The sequence below is a fragment of the Pseudomonas sp. JQ36 genome, from assembly GCF_053851495.1.
In genome coordinates this window covers 2,391,062-2,409,823 of the sequence record NZ_CM132642.1, presented here as the reverse complement: position 1 = coordinate 2,409,823, position 18,762 = coordinate 2,391,062, and the positions used below count along the sequence as shown (strand labels likewise).

At 61.5% G+C, this 18,762-nt stretch carries 17 protein-coding genes; 6 read left to right on the top strand and 11 right to left on the bottom strand.

Annotated features, from left to right (window positions below; genetic code table 11):
• The first annotated feature begins 113 nt into the window (after positions 1–113).
• Positions 114–632 carry a transporter suffix domain-containing protein gene (locus ACS4NR_RS10620; RefSeq protein ID WP_443535892.1) on the top strand — a complete coding sequence of 173 codons (519 nt, stop codon included), beginning with the start codon at positions 114–116 and terminating at the stop codon, positions 630–632.
• An 89-nt stretch (positions 633–721) separates the two neighbouring features.
• On the opposite strand, the gene ACS4NR_RS10615 is transcribed toward ACS4NR_RS10620, so the two are convergent.
• Entirely contained in the window at positions 722–1,498 is a 777-nt protein-coding gene (locus ACS4NR_RS10615; protein ID WP_258675059.1) for an NAD(P)H-dependent oxidoreductase, read from the bottom strand.
• An 84-nt stretch (positions 1,499–1,582) separates the two neighbouring features.
• On the opposite strand from ACS4NR_RS10615, the gene ACS4NR_RS10610 reads away from it, so the two are divergent.
• Positions 1,583–2,476: a LysR family transcriptional regulator gene (locus tag ACS4NR_RS10610; RefSeq protein ID WP_177416196.1), complete on the top strand. Its 894-nt coding sequence runs from the start codon at positions 1,583–1,585 to the stop codon at positions 2,474–2,476.
• Positions 2,477–2,727: 251 nt separating this feature from the next.
• On the top strand, positions 2,728–3,513 hold the full coding sequence (locus ACS4NR_RS10605; RefSeq protein ID WP_456020041.1) for a DeoR/GlpR family DNA-binding transcription regulator: 786 nt from the start codon (positions 2,728–2,730) through the stop codon (positions 3,511–3,513).
• A 372-nt stretch (positions 3,514–3,885) separates the two neighbouring features.
• On the opposite strand, the gene ACS4NR_RS10600 is transcribed toward ACS4NR_RS10605, so the two are convergent.
• The 8 genes from ACS4NR_RS10600 to ACS4NR_RS10565 form a co-directional block, all read right to left on the bottom strand.
• Positions 3,886–5,169: an NAD(P)/FAD-dependent oxidoreductase gene (locus ACS4NR_RS10600; protein WP_456020040.1), complete on the bottom strand. Its 1,284-nt coding sequence runs from the start codon at positions 5,167–5,169 to the stop codon at positions 3,886–3,888.
• Positions 5,170–5,316: 147 nt separating this feature from the next.
• On the bottom strand, positions 5,317–6,681 hold the full coding sequence (locus ACS4NR_RS10595; protein WP_456020038.1) for a glutamine synthetase family protein: 1,365 nt from the start codon (positions 6,679–6,681) through the stop codon (positions 5,317–5,319).
• Positions 6,682–7,159: 478 nt separating this feature from the next.
• The gene (gene chrA / locus ACS4NR_RS10590; RefSeq protein ID WP_456020036.1) at positions 7,160–8,503 is read right to left on the bottom strand and encodes a chromate efflux transporter; all 1,344 of its coding nucleotides are present in this window, start codon (positions 8,501–8,503) and stop codon (positions 7,160–7,162) included.
• 241 nt (positions 8,504–8,744) lie between these two features.
• Positions 8,745–9,206: a molybdopterin synthase catalytic subunit MoaE gene (moaE, locus tag ACS4NR_RS10585; RefSeq protein WP_456020034.1), complete on the bottom strand. Its 462-nt coding sequence runs from the start codon at positions 9,204–9,206 to the stop codon at positions 8,745–8,747.
• A gap of 2 nt (positions 9,207–9,208) precedes the next feature.
• Positions 9,209–9,460, bottom strand: a complete 252-nt coding sequence (locus ACS4NR_RS10580; protein WP_027611705.1) for a MoaD/ThiS family protein — start codon at positions 9,458–9,460, stop codon at positions 9,209–9,211.
• Complete coding sequence (moaC, locus tag ACS4NR_RS10575; protein WP_027611706.1) at positions 9,457–9,942, bottom strand: cyclic pyranopterin monophosphate synthase MoaC; 486 nt, start codon at positions 9,940–9,942, stop codon at positions 9,457–9,459. The genes ACS4NR_RS10580 and moaC overlap by 4 nt, the downstream gene beginning before the upstream one ends.
• Positions 9,939–10,772 (bottom strand): formate dehydrogenase accessory sulfurtransferase FdhD, encoded by an 834-nt coding sequence (gene fdhD, locus ACS4NR_RS10570; protein ID WP_456020033.1) that lies wholly within the window; start codon positions 10,770–10,772, stop codon positions 9,939–9,941. The genes moaC and fdhD overlap by 4 nt, the downstream gene beginning before the upstream one ends.
• Before the next feature lie 244 nt (positions 10,773–11,016).
• Positions 11,017–11,916, bottom strand: a complete 900-nt coding sequence (locus ACS4NR_RS10565) for a LysR family transcriptional regulator (protein WP_095136550.1) — start codon at positions 11,914–11,916, stop codon at positions 11,017–11,019.
• A 285-nt stretch (positions 11,917–12,201) separates the two neighbouring features.
• On the opposite strand from ACS4NR_RS10565, the gene moaB reads away from it, so the two are divergent.
• Together moaB and ACS4NR_RS10555 are read left to right on the top strand one after the other, a co-directional pair.
• The gene (gene moaB / locus ACS4NR_RS10560; RefSeq protein ID WP_115985047.1) at positions 12,202–12,741 is read left to right on the top strand and encodes a molybdenum cofactor biosynthesis protein B; all 540 of its coding nucleotides are present in this window, start codon (positions 12,202–12,204) and stop codon (positions 12,739–12,741) included.
• The gene (locus ACS4NR_RS10555; protein WP_456020385.1) at positions 12,738–13,943 is read left to right on the top strand and encodes a molybdopterin molybdotransferase MoeA; all 1,206 of its coding nucleotides are present in this window, start codon (positions 12,738–12,740) and stop codon (positions 13,941–13,943) included. Before moaB ends, ACS4NR_RS10555 begins: the two co-directional genes overlap by 4 nt.
• Positions 13,944–14,111: 168 nt before the next feature.
• Here the strand turns inward: ACS4NR_RS10555 and ACS4NR_RS10550 are convergent, their stop codons facing one another.
• Positions 14,112–15,011, bottom strand: coding sequence for a bestrophin family protein (locus ACS4NR_RS10550; protein ID WP_145595373.1), 900 nt, complete (start codon positions 15,009–15,011; stop codon positions 14,112–14,114).
• A gap of 35 nt (positions 15,012–15,046) precedes the next feature.
• Complete coding sequence (gene moaA / locus ACS4NR_RS10545) at positions 15,047–16,045, bottom strand: GTP 3',8-cyclase MoaA (protein WP_095136547.1); 999 nt, start codon at positions 16,043–16,045, stop codon at positions 15,047–15,049.
• Positions 16,046–16,402: 357 nt separating this feature from the next.
• Between moaA and ACS4NR_RS10540 the strand changes: the two genes are divergently transcribed.
• Positions 16,403–18,727 (top strand): FdhF/YdeP family oxidoreductase, encoded by a 2,325-nt coding sequence (locus tag ACS4NR_RS10540; protein ID WP_400762394.1) that lies wholly within the window; start codon positions 16,403–16,405, stop codon positions 18,725–18,727.
• The last annotated feature ends 35 nt before the right edge of the window (positions 18,728–18,762 follow it).

The following is an 18,762-nucleotide window of genomic DNA, read 5'->3' as shown; positions in this document are numbered from 1 at the left end:
GCAAATATCACTGGAGCATAGACGGCAGATGGCGGGTTGATCGGGCGATTCTGCTGCTACGCTTTTCAAGCGCTCCTCAACCACTCGCGCCCTCGATCAAAAGGTACGAAACCATGGACACCTCACAGGATTCGGTTGTACCGAGCACCCCTGCCACCTGGCGCTTCAAGGCCGGCGTGGCAATCATTTGCGTGATGCTCGGCTCGTGGCTGATGGTGCCACTGGCGGCCAGCCTCGATGTACCCGGCTCGAAAGTCGCGGCGCTGACCGGGGTGCTGTTTATCAGCAACAAGGTGCTGTTGCTGTTGGTGATCGCGGTGATGGGCAAGGCCGGGTTTGCCGAACTCAAGCGCAAGATCGGCAGTTATGTGTCGGGAATCATTCCGACCCCGGTCGATCAGGTCGGGCCGATGCGGCACCGGATCGGCGTGGTGATGTTCTGGCTGCCGCTGCTGACGGCGTTTCTGGAACCGTATTTCGATAATTTCTGGCCGGGATTGCGCCCCAATCTGTGGCAGCTGCAACTGCTGGGTGACCTGATGTTCATCGGCAGTTTCTTTGTGCTCGGCGGCAATTTCTGGGACAAGGCGCATGCGCTGTTCGTGCGCACGGCACGGGTGGTGTCTGTCTGAAAGCAAAAGATCGCAGCCTTCGGCAGCTCCTACAGGGAAAACCTGATTCCTGTGTAGGAGCTGCCGAAGGCTGCGATCTTTTCCAGGCATCAACGCAAATGCGCGGCGAAGCCTTCCTCACCCGGGGCGATATCATCCTTGAGCGTCAACGCTGGAATCTCATAATCCCCGGCATTCTGCTGCCGATACGCAATCGGCCGCGTGCTCCACAACTCATCCAGACGCGTGCCCAGCGCCTCGCAGGTCTCGGCAAACCGCGCTTGATCCATGCGGCTGGCGCGGTACACCAGAAATGGCGGCACCACGTCGAAACCGGGGTAGAACAGCACGCCGTGCTGAATCGGAAACAGCAGATCATCAATCGGCCCGTTGATTCCGCGCGGGCTGTAGTGCGAATCCCAGCCTCCGGTGGTGACCAGCAGCATCGCGCGTTTGCCTTTCATCTTGCCTTCGCCGTAGCGCTCGCCCCAGCGCGCATCGGAGTGCTCGCCGACACCGTAGGCAAACCCATAGGCATACACGCGCTCGACCCAGCCTTTGAGAATCGCCGGCATGGTGAACCACCACAGCGGGAACTGCAGGATCAGCGCGTCGGCCCACAATAGTTTTTCCTGCTCGCGGGCGATGTCAGCCGACTGCCGGCCCTGTTGGTAAGCCAGTTTTGAATCGATCGAGGCGTGGAATGGTCGGCTTTCATCGCGACCGGGGGCGTCATCGGCGTCGATCGTGGTTTTCCAGTTCATCGCATACAGGTCGGAGACCTGCACGGTGTGACCGGCGGCTTGCAGACGCTGGACGGTGAAGTCCCTGAGCGAGCCGTTGAGCGAAGTAGGTTCGGGGTGGGCGTAGACCAGTAGCACATTCATGTTGCAACTCCTTGGTTGAATGCAGGCAGGATCAATCCTTGATCGGTATATTGGAAATGAATGTCTGATATGTCAGGTATAGCCATGAATAATTTACGACGTCTGGATATCAACTTGCTGTTGACCCTAGACGTGTTGTTGGCAGAACACAACGTAACCCGCGCCGCAGAGCGGTTGAGCCTGTCGCAGCCGTCGGTGAGCGTGCACCTGGCCAAGCTGCGCGAGATCTTCGGCGACCCGCTGTTGCTGCCGGGACCACGGGGCATGCGCCCGACGGCGCGGGCCGATGAATTGCGCGAGCCGTTGCGCGAGGCGCTGGAAGCACTGGAACGCGCGGTGGCCCCGGCCAGTGCCTTCGATCCGGCGCAGGCCAGGCATGTCTGGAAAGTCGCGGCGACGGATTACGGCGAATCGACGGTGGTGCTGCCAGCCCTTAGTGGTTTGCGCCTTCAGGCGCCGGGCACGCGGCTCGCGGTGCTCGATCTGATGCCGGCGCAGTTGGCCAGGCAAGCGGAGCAGGGCGTGTTTGACCTGGCGCTGCACATCACCGAAGAGGCGCCGCTGGATCTGCATCAACGGGTGCTGTTCACCGAGCATTACGTGTTGGCCGGGCGTGTCGGTCATCCGGGTTTGAAGCGTAAACCGACCCGCGAACAGTTCTGTGCGCTGGAACACGTGATGGTGTCGCGCGAGGGCGGGGGCTTTTTTGGGGTAACTGACAAGGCGCTGGCCGAGGTTGGTCTGGCGCGCAAAGTGGTGCTGTCGGTGCCGCATTTTCTGATGGTGATGTCGGTGCTGGCGAGTACCGATCTGGTGGCGATGCTGCCGTCACGCTTGGTTCGCGACAACCCGGCGTTGCAGGTAGTCGATGCGCCGTTGCCGGTGCCGGGCTACGAAATGGCGATGTTCTGGGGCGAGCGCGCGCATCGCGATCCGGCACACAAATGGTTGCGTGAGCATCTGGCGGCGTCGGTGTGACGGATCAGGCGTGGCCCAACGCAATCGCAAAAGACACCACGATCATGCACGCAAACGCAAAATTGAGATTCATCAGCTGTTCATCCTGAGCCTTTTTAAAGTGAGGCCATTCTGAACAGGCTGAATGCAAAGAAAAAATTCGGCATGTTGATTCCAATGATCGAAACAATTGATGCCGGCCGGTTTGTGTTGGCCCGAGGCTTTCGCTAGTCTCGGCAAACCTGCAACTACAAGCATAAACAGGCGAAACCATGCACGATCATTCGGTCACCGAACTCCCGTCCCTGCGCCGGCAGAAAATCCTCCTGATCCTCGAACGCGACGGTAAGGTCATGGCCTCCGAGTTGAGCCAGCACTTCGCCGTGTCCGAAGACACCATTCGCCGCGACCTCGCCGAGCTGGACAACGCCGGGCTGGTGCAGCGCGTGCATGGCGGGGCGCTGCCAAAGCCCAAGGACAGCGGCAAGGATTACTTCACCCGGCTGGATGAGACTGATGAGGTGAAGGTGCGTCTGGCGCAGTTGGCGGCGCAAAAGGTCGAGGACGGGCAGATTGTGCTGTTCGATTCCGGCTCGACCGCGCTGCAGGTGGCGCGCTCGTTGCGCGCGGATATCCAGATCACTGCGGTAACCGCCGCGCCGATGACAGCGATTGCCTTGTCGGAATACAAGGGGGTGAAGGTGATTCTGGCCGGTGGGCAACTGAACCCGCGCACGATGTCGGCCAGCGGGCACGAGGCGGTGCGCATGCTGGCCGGGATCAAGGCGGATCTGGCGTTTACCGGCGTCTGTGCGATTCACCCGGAGGTGGGCGTCACCTCGCTGCATTTTGATGAAGTGCCGGTGAAACAGGCGCTGCTCGACAGCGCGGCGCGGGTGATTGCGGTGACCACCGCGGACAAGCTGGGGGCGGTGGAGCCGTTTGTGGTGGCTGCATGTACGCGCCTGCATACGCTGATAACGGAGCGGCACCTGGCGTCGGGGAGCGTCGAGGATTATCGGCGATTGGGGATTGTGGTGGAGCAGTTGCCTGACTGAGATTTGTAGTGAGGCTGCTGGCCTCTTCGCGAGCAAGCCCGCTCCCACATTTGGAATGCATTTCAATGTGGGAGCAGTTGCCTGACTGAGATTTGTAGTGAGGCTGCTGGCCTCTTCGCGAGCAAGCCCGCTCCCACATTTGGAGTGCATTTCAATGGGGGGGCAGTTGCCGGACTGAGATATGTAGTGAGGCTGCTGCCTCTTCGCGAGCAAGCCCGCTCCCACATTTGGAGTGCATTTCAATGGAGGGGGCAGTTGCCCGACTGAGATTTTGTGCTGAGGCTGATGGCCTCATCGCGAGCAGGCTCACTCCTACAGTTGGAACGCGTTTCCCTTGTAGGAGTGAGCCTGCTCGCGATGGGGCCAGTGCGATCAACGCAACTTTTCAAGCATCTGGTAATACCACATCCCCGCCGCCAGCAACGGATTGCCCAGCCAATCCCCCATCGGTACCCGGATGTGTTGGCACTGCGCAAAGGTGTCGAACTGTTCCATTTGCCCGGTGATCGCGCGGCTCATGATTTCGCCCATGATGTGCGTCGTCGCGATGCCGTGGCCCGAGTAGCCCTGGCAATACCAGACGTTGTCCGAGAGCTTGCCCAGTTGCGGGATGCGGTTGATCACGATGCCCATCGCGCAGCTCCACTGGTAGTCGATCTGCACCCCTTTGAGCGCCGGGAAGGTCTGCTCGATACATGGGCGCAGTTCGGCGGCGATGTCCCGTGAATCCTTGCCGCTGTAGTTGGCGCCGCCACCGAATAGCAGGCGACCGTCAGCCGTGAGGCGGTAGTAGTCGAGAACGAAACGGCAGTCGTACACCGCGAGGTCTTCGGGGTTGATCTGCCGCGCCAGATCACCCAGCGGCGCGGTGGTGACGATGCCACCCATGGCCGGGAAAATCTTGCCCTTGAGCTGACCCGGTTCGAGTTTGTGATAGACGTCACCGGCGAGCATCACCTGATTGGCATCGATCTGGCCGTGTGCGGTGCGCACACCCGGGCTCTTGCCGTGAATGATCTCCAGCACTTCACTGTTTTCGAAGATCAAGGCGCCGAGGCTTTGCGCCGCCCGCGCTTCGCCGATGCACAGGTTGAGCGGGTGCAGGTGCATGTTGCGGGTGTTCTTGATCGCGCCGTGGTAGAGATCGCTTTGCAGCAGGTCGCGCACTTGGCTGCGGTCTAGCAGGCTGACTTCATCACCCAGGCCGCGGCGCACGGCTTCGTCGTAATCCTTGCGCAAACCGTCCATGTGGCTTGGCTTGTAGGCGGCGTGCAGATGGCCGTGTTTGAGGTCGCACTGGATGCCGTACTTCTCGACCCGCTGCCGGATAATTTCATGCCCGCGCCAGCGCAGGTGCCAGATGAAATCGTCTACTTCATCGCCGAGCTTCGGGCGCATCTGTTTGCGCATCGCACCGTCGCCGGAGAGGCTGCCGGTGACTTGTCCGCCATTGCGCCCGGTGGCGCCCCAGCCGATCTTGTGGCTCTCGACGATGGCGACTTTCAGGCCTTTTTCGGCGAGTTCGACGGCGGTGGCAACGCCGGTGAAACCGCCGCCGATGATCACCACATCAACCTGGTGCCGGCCCTGCAGGGTCGGGTAGTCGGTGTCCTGGTTGAGGGTGGCGGTGTAATAGGAATTGCAGCGTTGGGTCATATCGGTGTCCACACAAATTCTTCGGTTGTACGCGGTCCCCTGTAGGAGTGAGCCTGCTCGCGATGAGGCCATGTCAGACACATTATTGCTGAATGACACACCGCTATCGCGAGCAGGCTCACTCCTACAGGGGTTAGTGGTGAGGCTTCAGGCTTCGGTCAGATACCAACGCCAATCCTGCTCACCCACCTCGGCCATGAACTGCCGGTACTCGGCGCGCTTCACCGCCAGATACACCCCGAGAAACTCCTGGCCCAGGGCATCCCGTGCCCACGCAGAATTCTCCAGCGCCTGCAGCGACGTCAGCCAGTCGGTCGGCAGCAGTTCCTTGGCCTGCGCATAGCCGTTGCCCTCGACCGGTGCGCCCGGATCCAGATCCTCGCGAATCCCGCGATGGATCCCGGCAAGGATCGCTGCCGCCGCCAGATACGGGTTGGCATCGGCGCCGCAGATACGGTGTTCGATGTGCCGGGTATTGGCCGGGCCGCCCGGTACGCGCAGGCTGACGGTGCGGTTGTCGACGCCCCAGGTCGGCGCCAATGGCGCATAGCTGTTGGCCTGAAAGCGGCGGTAGGAGTTGGCATTGGGGCAGAACAGCAGCAGCGTATCGAGCAGCGAGGCGAGCATGCCGCCAATCGCCGTACGCAGCAGTGGGGTGCCCGCCGGATCCTCGGCGGCAAACAGATTGCGCCCCTCGCCATCAGCAAGGCTGACGTGCATGTGCATGCCGGTACCGGCCAGATCATCGAACGGCTTGGCCATGAACGTCGCTTGCATGCCGTGCTTGTGCGCCACCGCTTTGACCAGACGTTTGTAGCGCACCGCCTGATCCATCGCGAGCAATGCGTCGCCGTGTTCGAGGGTGATTTCCACCTGGCCTGGCGCATATTCCGAGATCGCCGTGCGCGCCGGAATGCCGTGCAGTTTGCAGGCGCCGTAGAGGTCGGCGAGGAACGGTTCGATCTGCTCCAGTTCACGCAAACCGTAGACCTGAGTGTGTCGCGGTCGGCCCCCGTCGGCGTCCAGCGCCGGTTGCGGACGGCCGTTGTGATCGCGTTTGGCGTCGAGCAGGTAAAACTCCAGCTCGCACGCCATCACCGGGTGATAACCCTCGGCCTTGAGGCCGTTGATCACCTTGATCAACAGATGACGCGGGTCGGCGATGCTCGCCGGCAGGCCCTCAGTCGGGTGCATGCTGACCTGCACCGCCGCGGTCGGAATCTGCCGCCACGGCAGGCGCACCAGACTGCCTTCGAGCGGGTAGGCGCGGCAGTCGATGTCGCCGACGTCCCACACCAGCCCAGAGTTTTCCACGTCTTCGCCCTGCACGGTCAGGCCGAGAATGGTGCTGGGCAGCGGGCGACCGCTTTCGTATACAGCGAGCAGTTCCTCGCGGTGCAACAGCTTGCCACGCGGCACGCCGTTGGCGTCGAGGATGAACAGCTCGATCATGTCGATATCGGGGTTCTGTTCCAGGAACAGGCGTGCGTCTTCGATGGCTGCGAATTTCATGGTCAATCACTCACGATGGCGCCGCACAGGCGCGCAGATTCGGGCCGGGCGCATTGAAGGCGTCCCGGCAGGGATATCAAATGGAGATCAGTCAGACGTGACACAGAACCTGTGAGGACTGCTGCGCAGTCCATCGGGGATAAATCCCCTCACTACAGGTCATGCATCCAAAGTTTTTGTTGACTGAGAGAGTCAGCAGGCGATATCCGGCGGGCGTGCGGAGTGACGCAGCTTGGAACGGCGCAGGGCCATGGGGAGATTGACGATGCGATTCATGCGCGGCCCCTGTGACAGAGGGCGCACACAGCGGAGACGTTCAACCTTTCTGGTTGTTGTGGTGACGTACTCATAACGCGTGTTTCCGTTGGCGGAAAACGTCGGTGGCGGGGCAGGCCCGCCGACCGGTGTGCCCGGATAGTAAGGGGCAATCCGCGGGCGTGTAAACCGCTGATTGCGCCCTTGTACCGTTGGCCGCCGCTCAGCGCAGCAGGTGAAAGCCCAGCCCGGCAAGGGCGCAAACGATCAACACTTCGATCACTCCACGCTTGAAAATGAACAGCGCCAGTGCCGCCAGCAGCACCAGCCCGATCGAAAACAGATCCGCGTGCCCGGCAAAACCGTTGGGCCAGAACACGTGATAAGCGAAGAAACACGCCAGGTTGAGAATCACCCCGACCACTGCTGCGGTGATGGCGGTCAACGGTGCAGTGAACCTCAATTCGTTGTGCGTTGATTCCACCAGCGGCCCGCCGGCGAGGATGAACAGGAACGAGGGCAGGAAGGTGAACCAGGTCACCAGCGTCGCCGCCAGTGCACCGGCGGCGAATGCATGTTCCGCACCGAACGCCGGCTGCACATAACCGCCGATGAAACCGACAAACGCCACCACCATGATCAGCGGCCCGGGCGTGGTTTCGCCGAGGGCGAGGCCGTCGATCATCTGCGTCGGCGTCAGCCAGCCGTAGTGCCCGACCGCGCCCTGATAGACGTAGGGCAACACCGCGTAAGCGCCGCCGAAGGTCAGCAACGCGGCCTTGGTGAAGAACCAGCCCATCTGCGTGAACGTGCCGTCCCAGCCGAACAACGCGGTCAGCAGGCCCATCGGCAAACACCACAGCGCCGCGCCAACCAACAGCAAACGCCAGAGCTTCGGCAAGCTGAATCGCGCATGGTCGGGTGTCGGCGTGTCGTCGTCGATCAGCGCCGGGCCGAAGGATTTGGCACTGCCGCGCTGCCCGCCATTGTCGAAGCGCTGCGGCGCCAGGCGTCCGCCGAAATAGCCGAGCAATGCCGCGCCGAGGACGATCAGCGGGAACGGCAGATTGAAGGCAAAAATCGCCACGAATGACGCTCCGGCGATCGCCCACAGCCAACTGTTTTTCAGCGCCCGCGAGCCGATGCGATGCGCCGCGTGCAAGACGATCGCGGTCACCGCCGGTTTGATTCCGTAGAAGATCCCGGCGACCACCGGCACATCGCCGAACGCGATGTACAGCCACGACAGCGCAATCAGGATGAACAGCGACGGCAGCACGAACAGCGCCCCGGCAATCACCCCGCCCCAGGTGCGATGCAGCAGCCAGCCAATGTAGGTCGCCAGTTGCTGCGCCTCGGGGCCGGGCAGCAACATGCAGTAGTTAAGCGCGTGCAGAAAGCGCCGCTCGGAGATCCAGCGCCGGCGCTCGACCAGTTCCTGATGCATGATCGCGATCTGCCCGGCCGGGCCGCCGAAACCGATGCAGCCGAGCTTGAGCCAGAAGCGCCAGGCCTGGCGCAGGGTGACGGGAGCGGGGCGGGGCAGGTTGTTGGGCACTGTGCTCAAACGAAACTCCGGAGTTTAATCCTGGCGGAGTGGCTATCTAATCAGACTTTCAACCCTCACCCCAGCCCTCTCCCAGAGGGAGAGGGGGCCGACCGAGGTGTCTGGCGTTATCCATCGACCTGAAAGATCGAGTCGATTATGGATTCAGGGCCAATCTTTCAATTCGGTGAATTTCTTCAATATTCCCCAATCTGTCCCCTCTCCCTCGGGGGAGAGGGCTAGGGTGAGGGGCTTTTGCTCTTCAGGCATGCGCCAGACTCCAGCGAAGCGCCGCATTCTGGTCATTCTCCCGCGCCTCGACCCAGTGCGAACCCTGCGCCGTGGTCTCGCGCTTCCAGAACGGCGCGCGGGTCTTGAGCACATCCATGATGAACGCACAGGCTTCGAACGCCATGTGCCGGTGCTTGCTGCTGACGCCAACAAACACGATCGGCTCGCTGACCGCCAGTGCGCCGACCCGATGCACAATCTCCACTCCCAGCAGCGGCCAGCGCTCGCGTGCCTCGTCGGCGATCTGTTCGAGGGCCTTTTCGGTCATGCCCGGATAGTGTTCGAGGAACAGCTCGTTCACGCTCTGCCCGATGTTCAGATCGCGCACATAGCCGATGAAATTCACCATTGCGCCGACCCTTGGATTGCGCGCATGCAGGTCGGCGGTCAACTGGCCGACGTCGAAGCTTTTGTACTGGACTCGAACCGTCATGCTCAGCCCCCGGTGACCGGTGGGAAAAACGCGATCTCGTCGAAGTCTTCGATCGCCGCGCTCGGTTGGCACAGCTCCTGATTCAACGCGCACATCAGGTTGCCGGCGCCGAGCACTTCGCGCCATTCCTCACCGCGAGCCATAAGCATCTGCCGTACGTCCTCGATGCAGTTCAGGTCGTCGCTCAGAGGGATTTTTTCCCCGCCCAGATTGAGGCGATCACGGTAGCTGGCGAAGTAGTTGATCAGGATCATTGCGCGTCCTCCCATTGAAAGTGTCCGGAGCGGCCGCCCTGTTTGCTCAGCAGGCGGATGTCGCCGATGACCATGGCCCGGTCCACCGCTTTGCACATGTCGTAGATGGTCAGCGCCGCGACACTGGCGGCGGTCAGGGCCTCGAGTTCAACGCCGGTCTGGCCGGTCAGGCGGCAGGTGCTGGTGATCTGCACGCGGTCCGGTTCGCAGGCCTTGAGTTCAACGTGAATCGAGCTGAGCAACAGCGCGTGGCACAACGGGATCAGTTCGTGGGTGCGTTTGGCCGCCTGGATTCCGGCGATGCGCGCCACGGCGAAGACGTCGCCCTTGGGGTGACCGTTGGCCTGGATCATCTGCAGCGTTTCCGGGCGCATCTGCACCCAGGCTTGCGCCGTGGCTTCGCGGCGAGTCGCGGCTTTGTCGCTGACGTCGACCATGTTGGCGCGGCCCTGATCGTCGAGGTGGGTAAGGGTGTTGCTCATGGCATAAGCTCCTGGATCGGGCTGTAGATTCGGGGGGCGTTGCGGTGCGGCACGTGGATCAGATTGAGCCGATGCCTGAGCGCCCAGCGCACGGTCAACGCGGTGGGGGCGGACAGGCTGACAAGGGTGCCGAGGCGGGCGCGCACGGCTTTGTGGATCAGCTCCAGGCTGCAACGGCTGGTGACCACCACGAAGCCCTGGCGCGCATCGACGTCAGCGATTTGCATCGCGCCGATCAGCTTGTCGAGGGCGTTGTGCCGGCCAATGTCTTCGCGGCACAACAGCGCCTCACCGCTGGCATCGAAGTACAGCGCCGCGTGCAGGGCGCCGCTGCTGCGGGCCAGTTGCTGGGCCTGTTCGATGCGTTGGCGGATGCCGTCGAAATGCGCGGCCGGCGGCAGCGCGCAGGGTTGCAGAATGTCCAGTTGCGGCAACGCCTGCTCCAGCGCCTCGACGCCACAGATGCCGCAGCCGCTGGTGCCGGCCATCTGCCGACGATGATCTTTCAGTGCCCAGAACGCGCGACTGGAAATCTGCACATCGGCCTGGCAGGCCTGATCGAAATGGCTCAAGCGGATGTCGTAGATCTCGTCGACGCTGTCGATGATCGCGTTGCTCAGGCTGAAGCCCCGGATGAAATCTTCAAGGTTGCCGGGCGAGACCATCATCACCGCCTGGCTCAGGCCATTGAAGGTGATCGCCAGGGCAATTTCCGCGGCCAGGGCGACGTGCGAGAGCGGGGCGTGCGGCAGGTATTCGCGAAACGCCACCTGTGATGGTTGCGGTGCGGGGGCGTTGGGTTCGGTGTTGGATTCGACGTGGCAGAGCATCTTGAAAAGTCCCGAAGCGCTGAAGTGGGTTCAGGCTACGGGGGTGTTAAAAGTGCGTCCAATCGCTTGTTCTGATCTGGTGATCGGGCTGGTCGATGACCGATTCACCTCGGGGTTTTGTGTTGGTCGGGCGGGCCTCTTCGCGAGCAAGCCCGCTCCCACCTTTGAAATGCATTCAACCTGTGGGAGCGGGCTTGCTCGCGAAGACGGTCTGACAGCCAGCATCAATGTCTGGAGAGGTCACTCAAGCAACCGGCAACTCAACCCCGAACAACTTGCGCGCCTCGGCAAAACACTTTTCGGCAATCGCCGAACGCGGCTCGGTCTTGCGCATCACCAGCCCCAGCGGCGCCAGCACGCTGGCATCCGGCAATTGCATGAACGACAGGTGTTCGATCGGCTCTTCCAGCCCGCTGTCCAGTGGCATGATCGAGCAGCAGAAACCCTGGTGAATCGCCTGCAGCAATTGATACGTCGAATCGCTTTCCAGGATCGGCTGCGGATTGAGCCCGCGACTGCGGAAGCTCAGGTCGATGGATTTGCGGTAATGCATGCCGGTGGTGATCATCCCCAGCGGCAGCTCGGCGGCGTCTTCCCAGCTCATTTCCGAGCCTTCGAAATGGAAGTGGCGGTTGTCGTAAAGCAGGCCGACGCGGGTTTCGCCGATCTCGAAAAAGTCGAAATAGTTCGGGTTGACGTGGTCCAGATAACACACGCCAAGGTCCAGTTGATTGTTGCCCAGGCCAGCGATGATCTCGTCGGAACTCCCCGACGACAGGCTGAATTTCAGCTCCGGATAGGTCCCGGACAAACTCTGAATGTAATTGACCGGGTTGAAATTGCTCAGTGGCACCAGCCCCAGGCGCAAGCTACCGACCAGTTGCCCGCGGCACGCCGCCGCTTCGGCGAACAGACCGTCATGCGCGGCCAGCAGTGTGCGAGCCCAGGCCAGTACCCGTTCGCCGGCCTGGGTGAAACCCTCAAAGCGCTGACCGCGATTGACCAGCACCAGATCCAGCTCATCTTCCAGATTGCGCAGACGCATCGACAGGGTCGGCTGGGTGATGTGGCACCGGGCGGCGGCCTGGCCGAAGTGTCGGGTTTCGTCCAGTGCGATCAGGAACTTGAGTTGTTTGATGTCCACGCAGGCACCTGCTCGTTGAGAAATTGGATTGAGTATTGACGCAGATGCGCGCAGCGCACGAAAAACGCGAGGTGCGACGATCTCACCTGCTTGTATCTGAGTCCAATCGGAAGAATTGAAAAGCCTATCGATCAGCTCTATCGCCCATGGTTTCAAAGGCGTTGGCCAAGGTCAACGGCGCCGATAGAGCAGCTCGATAATGTGGTTGGCCAGAGTGATTAGACAGTACTCATAAGTGGCACTTAGGCTGCTTGGCAATCTGATTGACTACTGCCGGAGATTCCCATGAGTGCGAAAGCGGATGCCCTGTTTGTCCCCCTGAACATAGCCGTACTGACGGTCAGCGATACTCGCGATTACGCGAGCGACACGTCCGGCCAATTGCTGGTCAGCCGCTTGCTGGAGGCCGGTCATACCCTGAGCGAGCGCAATCTGCTCAAGGATGACCTGTACAAGATCCGCGCCCAGGTCGCGCACTGGATTGCCGACGACAGCATTCAGGTGGTGCTGATCACCGGCGGCACCGGCTTCACCGGACGCGACAGCACGCCGGAAGCGGTGGCCTGTTTGCTCGACAAGCAGATCGACGGGTTTGGCGAGTTGTTCCGCGCCATTTCGATTCTCGATATCGGCACCTCCACCGTGCAAAGCCGCGCGCTGGCCGGGCTGTCGAACGGCACGCTGGTGTGCTGCCTGCCGGGCTCCACTGGTGCCTGCCGCACCGCGTGGGAAGGCATCCTCGCCGAGCAACTGGATAATCGTCATCGCCCATGCAACTTCGTACCGCACCTCAAACCAGTCGCCGCCTGTGGGCCGCGCGGATGAGCAAGGCAGCGTTGATGCCGGTCGAGGACGCCCTCGACCAATTGCTGGGTATGGCCGATGAGCAACGTCTGGCCGACAGCGAAACTCTGCCGCTGGACGAGGCGCGCGGGCGGGTGCTGGCCAGTGATCTGGTGGCGACACTCGACCTGCCGCCATGGCCGAACAGTGCCATGGACGGTTATGCCTTGAACCTGGCCGATCTGCATCGTCAGCCGTTGAAGGTGTCGCAGAAGGTCTACGCCGGTCTGGCACCGGACGCGCTGTTGCCCGGCACCTGCGCGCGGATTTTTACCGGCGCACCGCTGCCGCCCGGCGCTACCTGCGTCGAGATGCAGGAGAACGTCGAAGTGCTGGAGGACGGCCGCGTACGCTTTTTACAGCCGTTGAAGGCGGGGCAGAACATTCGTGCGCAGGGGCAGGAAAATCGCGTCGGCGACATCCTGCTGCGCGCCGGCAAACGTCTCGGGCCGTTCGAACTGGCGGTCGCCGCCGGGCAGGGTCTGGCAAAGTTGCATGTGGTGCGACGCCCGCGCGTGGCGCTGCTGTCGACCGGTGACGAACTGGTCGAGCCGGGCCTGCCGCTGCGTCCCGGCAGCATCTACAACAGCAACCGCGTGTTGCTCGGCCATTGGCTGCGCGAGCTGGGCTGCGAGGTGATCGACGCCGGGATCCTCCCGGATCGTCCGGCGCAGACGCGGCTCAAACTTGAGCAGCTGCAAGTGGCGGCTGACTTGATTCTCACCACCGGTGGGGTGTCTGCCGGCGATGCCGATTGCCTCGGGCAGGTGCTGCGCGAGGACGGCAAACCGCTGCTGTGGAAACTGGCGATCAAGCCTGGCAAACCGCTGACCGTGGGGCATTTCGGCAGCGTGCCGGTGATTGGCCTGCCGGGCAATCCGACCTCGGCGCTGGTGACTTTCGGCCTGCTGGCGCGGCCGTATCTGCTGCGCATTCAAGGCGTGGAAGAGGTCATGCCGTTGAGCTTTACGGTGAGTGCCGGGTTCGCCTGGAGCAAGGCGGGCAGCCGTCGAGAGTATCTGCGGGTGCGGCTGGAGGCGGGCAGTGCGGTGTTGTATCCGAACCAGAGTTCCGGCGTTTTGCTCGGTGCGACCTGGGCCGATGGGCTGGTGGAGGTGTCGGAAAACAGCACCCACGGCATTGGCGATCCGCTGCGTTTCATTCCCTTCAGCGAACTGTTCTGACAAATCAAACCCGTGATGTTTATCCATTCTGCGGGTGTACCTCAAACCTGTAGGAGTGAGCCTGCTCGCGATGACGGCGGCACAGTCAACATCTTCATTGACTGGAAGACCGCTATCGCGAGCAGGCTCACTCCTACAGAGGGTATTTGTGTGGTGAGGAGAGCGAGCTCAGCTCAGCACAAAGTCCACCGGCAGCAACATCGGCGGCAGGTCGGTTTCGCCCAGTTCGCTGAGAATGTCACGCTCGATGGTGCGCACCAATGAATCGGTCGCCAAATCGTTTTCGTCGCGGCCGAACGGGTCTTCAAGCTCATCGGCAATCGCATCCAGGCCAAAAAACGTGTAGCTGACAATCGCCGTGAACAGCGGTGTCAGCCAGCCCAGCGGTTCGGCCATGGCGAACGGCAGCAGAATGCAAAACAGGTAGATCGTGCGGTGCAGCAGCAAGGTGTAGGGGAAGGGCAGCGGGGTGTTCTTGATCCGCTCGCACACCGCTTGTGCCTGGGTCAGGCTGGTCAGGTGATTGGCCAAGAGCATGTAGCGCCACTCGGTCAGTTCACCGCTTTGATGCAGATCGGAACACTGCTGGCCGACCTGCTGCAGAATCCGTCCGCTGTAGTCCGGCACTTGTGCATCGTGTTGCGGGGTGATCCACTTGCTGCTGGCCGCCGCTTCGCTTTCCCGGCGCAACCGCGCATTCAGCGCATGGGCGAAACCGCAGAGGTTGAGCAGCAACGGCTTGCGCTGCGCCGATTCGCGGATGACATGGGTTTCGCGAATCACCGAACGAATGTGTACCAGCACATCGCCCCAGGCCTTGCGCGCCTCATACCAGCGGTCGTAGCAGGCGTTGTTGCGAAAATTCATGAAGATCGACAGCGACAGCCCGAGCAGGGTGAACGGCGTGGCGTTGACCTTGGTGAAGTTGCTCGGATGGAGCATTTCAATCAGCACGATGGCAGAAGCCAGCAGGGTGACCATCAAGGTGCGCAGGGCGATACGTTTGGCAATCGAACCCTTGAGGGTGAAGAGGATGGCGAATTGGTTGACCTTGGGTCTGATGATCATGCTGGGCGATCCCGGTTACGCAGGGTGAGGGCGGCTCAACCGCCGGTCATGTTCATGAAGCGCACGACCTGCACGTCGTCGTTCACTTCGAAATTGTGCCGATACGGCTTGAGTTTCATCGCCTCGATAATGGCCTTCTCCAGCCGCTCAGGTTGCCCCGGATGAGCGCGCAGCACGGCTTTGAGATCCATCGAATGCTCGTTACCCAGACACAGTAGCAGGCGCCCTTCGACAGTCAGCCGCACCCGGTTGCAAGTGCCACAGAAATTGTGGCTGTGCGGCGAGATAAAGCCCAGGCGAATATCCGGCGCCTCGGCCAGCCGCCAGTAGCGCGACGGGCCCTGGGTCGATTCGGCGGAATCGATCAGGGTGTAGCGCTCCGCGATTTTCTCGCGCACCTGGGCGCTGGAGAAAAACGACTCCGCGCGGCTGTGTTCGCTGATGATCCCCAGCGGCATTTCCTCGATGAAGGAGACGTCGAGCTGGCGGTCGATGGCGAAACTCACCAGATCGTTGATCTCCTGGTCGTTGCGCCCCTGCATCACCACCACGTTGAGTTTGGTTCGGGTGAAACCGGCCTTGCGCGCGGCATCGATGCCGTTGATCACTTGTGCCAGATCACCGGTACGGGTCATTTGCTTGAAACGATCCGGGTCGAGGCTGTCGAGGCTGATGTTCAGGCGCTTGACCCCGGCGTCGAACAGCGGCGCGGCGAGTTTGCCCAGTTGCGAACCGTTGGTGGTCATGCACAGCTCACGCAGGCCGGGCAGGGCGGCGATCTGCTCGCACAGCTTGACCACGCCCGGGCGGATCAGCGGCTCACCGCCAGTAAGACGAATCTTGCGCGTGCCCAGCGCCACGAAGCTCTGCGCCAGTTGATAAATCTCCTCCAGCGTCAGCACTTGCTGACGCGGCAGAAACTGCATGTCCTCGGCCATGCAATAGACGCAGCGGAAGTCGCAGCGGTCGGTGACCGACATGCGCAGATAGTCGACGCGGCGGTTGTAACCATCGATCAAGACACGCTCTGACATGACAGCCTCGCAGGAGTGGGAAGTCCGCATTGACGGAACCGGTTAGCGCAGATTATGGGCAACTTCAGATCTCGTCCAATCACTGTTTATGAACGCTTGATTGAGCGCGTCGATGATCAATTATTTTCGCTCGAAAGTTACCGCTTTAGTTTCGCAACACCCCGTAAATAAAGGGTTTTTCACCGTGATAGAGGGTTTCGATAGTGTGGTCATAAATAGCGATTAGACAATGTTTTGTAACGGTTCATATCCTTGCTCCGGCAACTGAAACGACCGCTTTATTGCTGTGCAAAGTCGGCCGTCGCTGTTTAACCAAGATCAGGTTCATGCCTGTGTGCATCGTCATGGAGATGTCCCATGTCACAAGTCGATCGTTACAAACCTTACAAGGGTGCCGCTGCCGGATGGGGGGCTGTGATCAGCCTGACCAAAAGCTGGCTGGGCAGTGAAAACGCCCTGAAAAACATCCGCGCCATGCTCAAGACCAACCAGAACGGCGGCTTCGACTGCCCGGGCTGTGCGTGGGGTGAAGCGCCCGGTGCGAGCATGCTCAAATTCTGCGAGAACGGCGCCAAAGCGGTGAACTGGGAGGCCACCGGGCGTTTGGTCGACCCGGCGTTCTTCAACAAGTACACGGTATCGAGCCTGGCCGAGCAGAGCGACTACTGGCTTGAATATCAGGGCCGCCTGACCCACCCGATGCGTTACGACGCGCGGGTCGACCGCTATGTGGAAACCACTTGGGAAGACGCCTTCGCGCTGATCGCCGAACACCTCAAGGGCCTGAAATCGCCACACGAGGCCGAGTTTTACACCTCGGGCCGGGCCAGCAATGAAGCGGCGTTTCTCTATCAGTTATTCGTCCGCGCCTACGGCACCAACAACTTCCCGGACTGCTCGAACATGTGCCACGAAGCCAGTGCGGTGAGCATGGGCGAGACGCTGGGCGTGGGCAAGGGCACCGTGGTCTACGAGGATCTGCACCACGCCGACGCGATTTTCGTCATCGGCCAGAATCCAGGCACCAACCATCCACGCATGCTCGAACCACTGCGTGAAGCGGTGAAACGCGGCGCGCAAGTGGTGTGCATCAACCCGCTGAAAGAGCGTGGCCTGGAACGTTTTCAGAACCCGCAGAACCCGATCGAGATGCTCAGCAACGGCTGGGAAGCGACCAACACCGCGTACTTCCGCCCGGCCCTGGGTGGCGACATGGCGATGATTCGCGGCATGGTCAAATTCCTTCTGCAGTGGGAGCGTGAAGCCCAGGCCAGCGGTGGCGAACCGGTGTTCGACCATGCGTTTATTGCCGAGCACACTTCAGGTCTGGACAGCTATCTGGCGGAGGTCGACGCCACGAGTTGGGAGCACATCCTCGAACAGTCCGGCGTGCCGCTGCACGACATCGAACTGGCGGCGCGCATGTATGGCCGCGCCAAAAGCGTGATCATGTGCTGGGCCATGGGCCTGACCCAACATGTGCACTCGGTGCCGACCCTGCAGGAAGTCATCAATCTGCAACTGCTGCGCGGCAACGTTGGCCGTCCGGGCGCCGGTCTGTCGCCGGTGCGCGGGCACAGCAACGTGCAGGGCGACCGCACCATGGGCATCAATGAACTGGCGCCGAAGGAGCTGATGGACGCCCTGGAAAAACGCTTCAACTTCAAAGTGCCGCGCATGCACGGCCACAACACGGTGATGGCGATCGGTGCGATGGAGCGGGGCGAAGCCAAGGTGTTTATCGGTCTGGGTGGCAACTTCGCCCAAGCCACGCCGGACACCCCGCGCACCCACGAAGCGATGCGCAAACTCGACCTGACCGTGCACATCTCGACCAAGCTCAACCGCAGCCATCTGGTCACCGGACGCGACGCGTTGATCCTGCCGTGCCTCGGTCGCACCGACATCGACATCCAGGCCGAAGGCCCGCAAGGCGTGACCGTGGAAGACACCTTCAGCATGGTGCACTTGTCGTTCGGCCAACTGAAGCCGAAGTCGGCGCATTTGAAGTCCGAGCCGGCGATCATTGCCGGGATTGCTGCGGCCACGTTGGGCAAGCATCCAATCGACTGGGAGTGGGTCGTGGGCGACTACGGGCGCATCCGCAACCTGATCGGCGACGTGATTCCGGGTTTCGAAAACTTCAACGAAAAACTGCTGACCCCGGGCGGCTTCCACCTCGGCAACGACGCCTCGGATCGGGTCTGGAACACCGAGTCGGGCAAAGCCCAGTTCACCCCGTGCGTGCTGCCGGAACACCTGATCAGCGAAGGCGTGCGCAACCTGCCGGTCAAACCGGATCTGATCCTGCAGACCATGCGTTCGCACGATCAGTACAACACCACGCTGTACGGCCTCGACGACCGTTATCGCGGGGTCTACGGCATGCGCGACGTGATCTTCGCCAACGAGCAGGACATCCAGCGCCTCGGTTTTGAACCGGGGCAGAAGGTCGATCTGGTGGCGCTGTGGGATGACGAGCGCGAGCGTCGGGTCAGCGGTTTCACCCTGATCGCCTACGACATTCCGCCCGGTCAGGCTGCGGCGTACTACCCGGAAACCAATCCGCTGGTTCCGCTGGAAAGCTACGGCGACCGGACCTACACGCCGACCTCGAAATTCGTCGCGATCCGCCTCGAAGCGGCCAAGGTCAGCAACCTGATCCCGTCATCGCTGGCCTGACCCGCAACCTATAAAAACACTGGCAATTTGACTGG

What these genes read in the sequence shown, in the direction of transcription:
- ACS4NR_RS10620 (WP_443535892.1), top strand. Translation starts at nt 114, where the DNA reads ATGGACACCTCACAGGATTCGGTTGTACCGAGCACCCCTGCCACCTGG.
- fdhD (WP_456020033.1), bottom strand. Translation starts at nt 10,772, where the DNA reads ATGCTCTGCCACGTCGAATCCAACACCGAACCCAACGCCCCCGCACCG.
- ACS4NR_RS10605 (WP_456020041.1), top strand. Translation starts at nt 2,728, where the DNA reads ATGCACGATCATTCGGTCACCGAACTCCCGTCCCTGCGCCGGCAGAAA.
- ACS4NR_RS10610 (WP_177416196.1), top strand. Translation starts at nt 1,583, where the DNA reads ATGAATAATTTACGACGTCTGGATATCAACTTGCTGTTGACCCTAGAC.
- moaA (WP_095136547.1), bottom strand. Translation starts at nt 16,045, where the DNA reads ATGTCAGAGCGTGTCTTGATCGATGGTTACAACCGCCGCGTCGACTAT.
- ACS4NR_RS10595 (WP_456020038.1), bottom strand. Translation starts at nt 6,681, where the DNA reads ATGAAATTCGCAGCCATCGAAGACGCACGCCTGTTCCTGGAACAGAAC.
- ACS4NR_RS10580 (WP_027611705.1), bottom strand. Translation starts at nt 9,460, where the DNA reads ATGATCCTGATCAACTACTTCGCCAGCTACCGTGATCGCCTCAATCTG.
- moaE (WP_456020034.1), bottom strand. Translation starts at nt 9,206, where the DNA reads ATGACGGTTCGAGTCCAGTACAAAAGCTTCGACGTCGGCCAGTTGACC.
- ACS4NR_RS10615 (WP_258675059.1), bottom strand. Translation starts at nt 1,498, where the DNA reads ATGAATGTGCTACTGGTCTACGCCCACCCCGAACCTACTTCGCTCAAC.
- ACS4NR_RS10550 (WP_145595373.1), bottom strand. Translation starts at nt 15,011, where the DNA reads ATGATCATCAGACCCAAGGTCAACCAATTCGCCATCCTCTTCACCCTC.
- moaB (WP_115985047.1), top strand. Translation starts at nt 12,202, where the DNA reads ATGAGTGCGAAAGCGGATGCCCTGTTTGTCCCCCTGAACATAGCCGTA.
- ACS4NR_RS10540 (WP_400762394.1), top strand. Translation starts at nt 16,403, where the DNA reads ATGTCACAAGTCGATCGTTACAAACCTTACAAGGGTGCCGCTGCCGGA.
- ACS4NR_RS10600 (WP_456020040.1), bottom strand. Translation starts at nt 5,169, where the DNA reads ATGACCCAACGCTGCAATTCCTATTACACCGCCACCCTCAACCAGGAC.
- ACS4NR_RS10555 (WP_456020385.1), top strand. Translation starts at nt 12,738, where the DNA reads ATGAGCAAGGCAGCGTTGATGCCGGTCGAGGACGCCCTCGACCAATTG.
- moaC (WP_027611706.1), bottom strand. Translation starts at nt 9,942, where the DNA reads ATGAGCAACACCCTTACCCACCTCGACGATCAGGGCCGCGCCAACATG.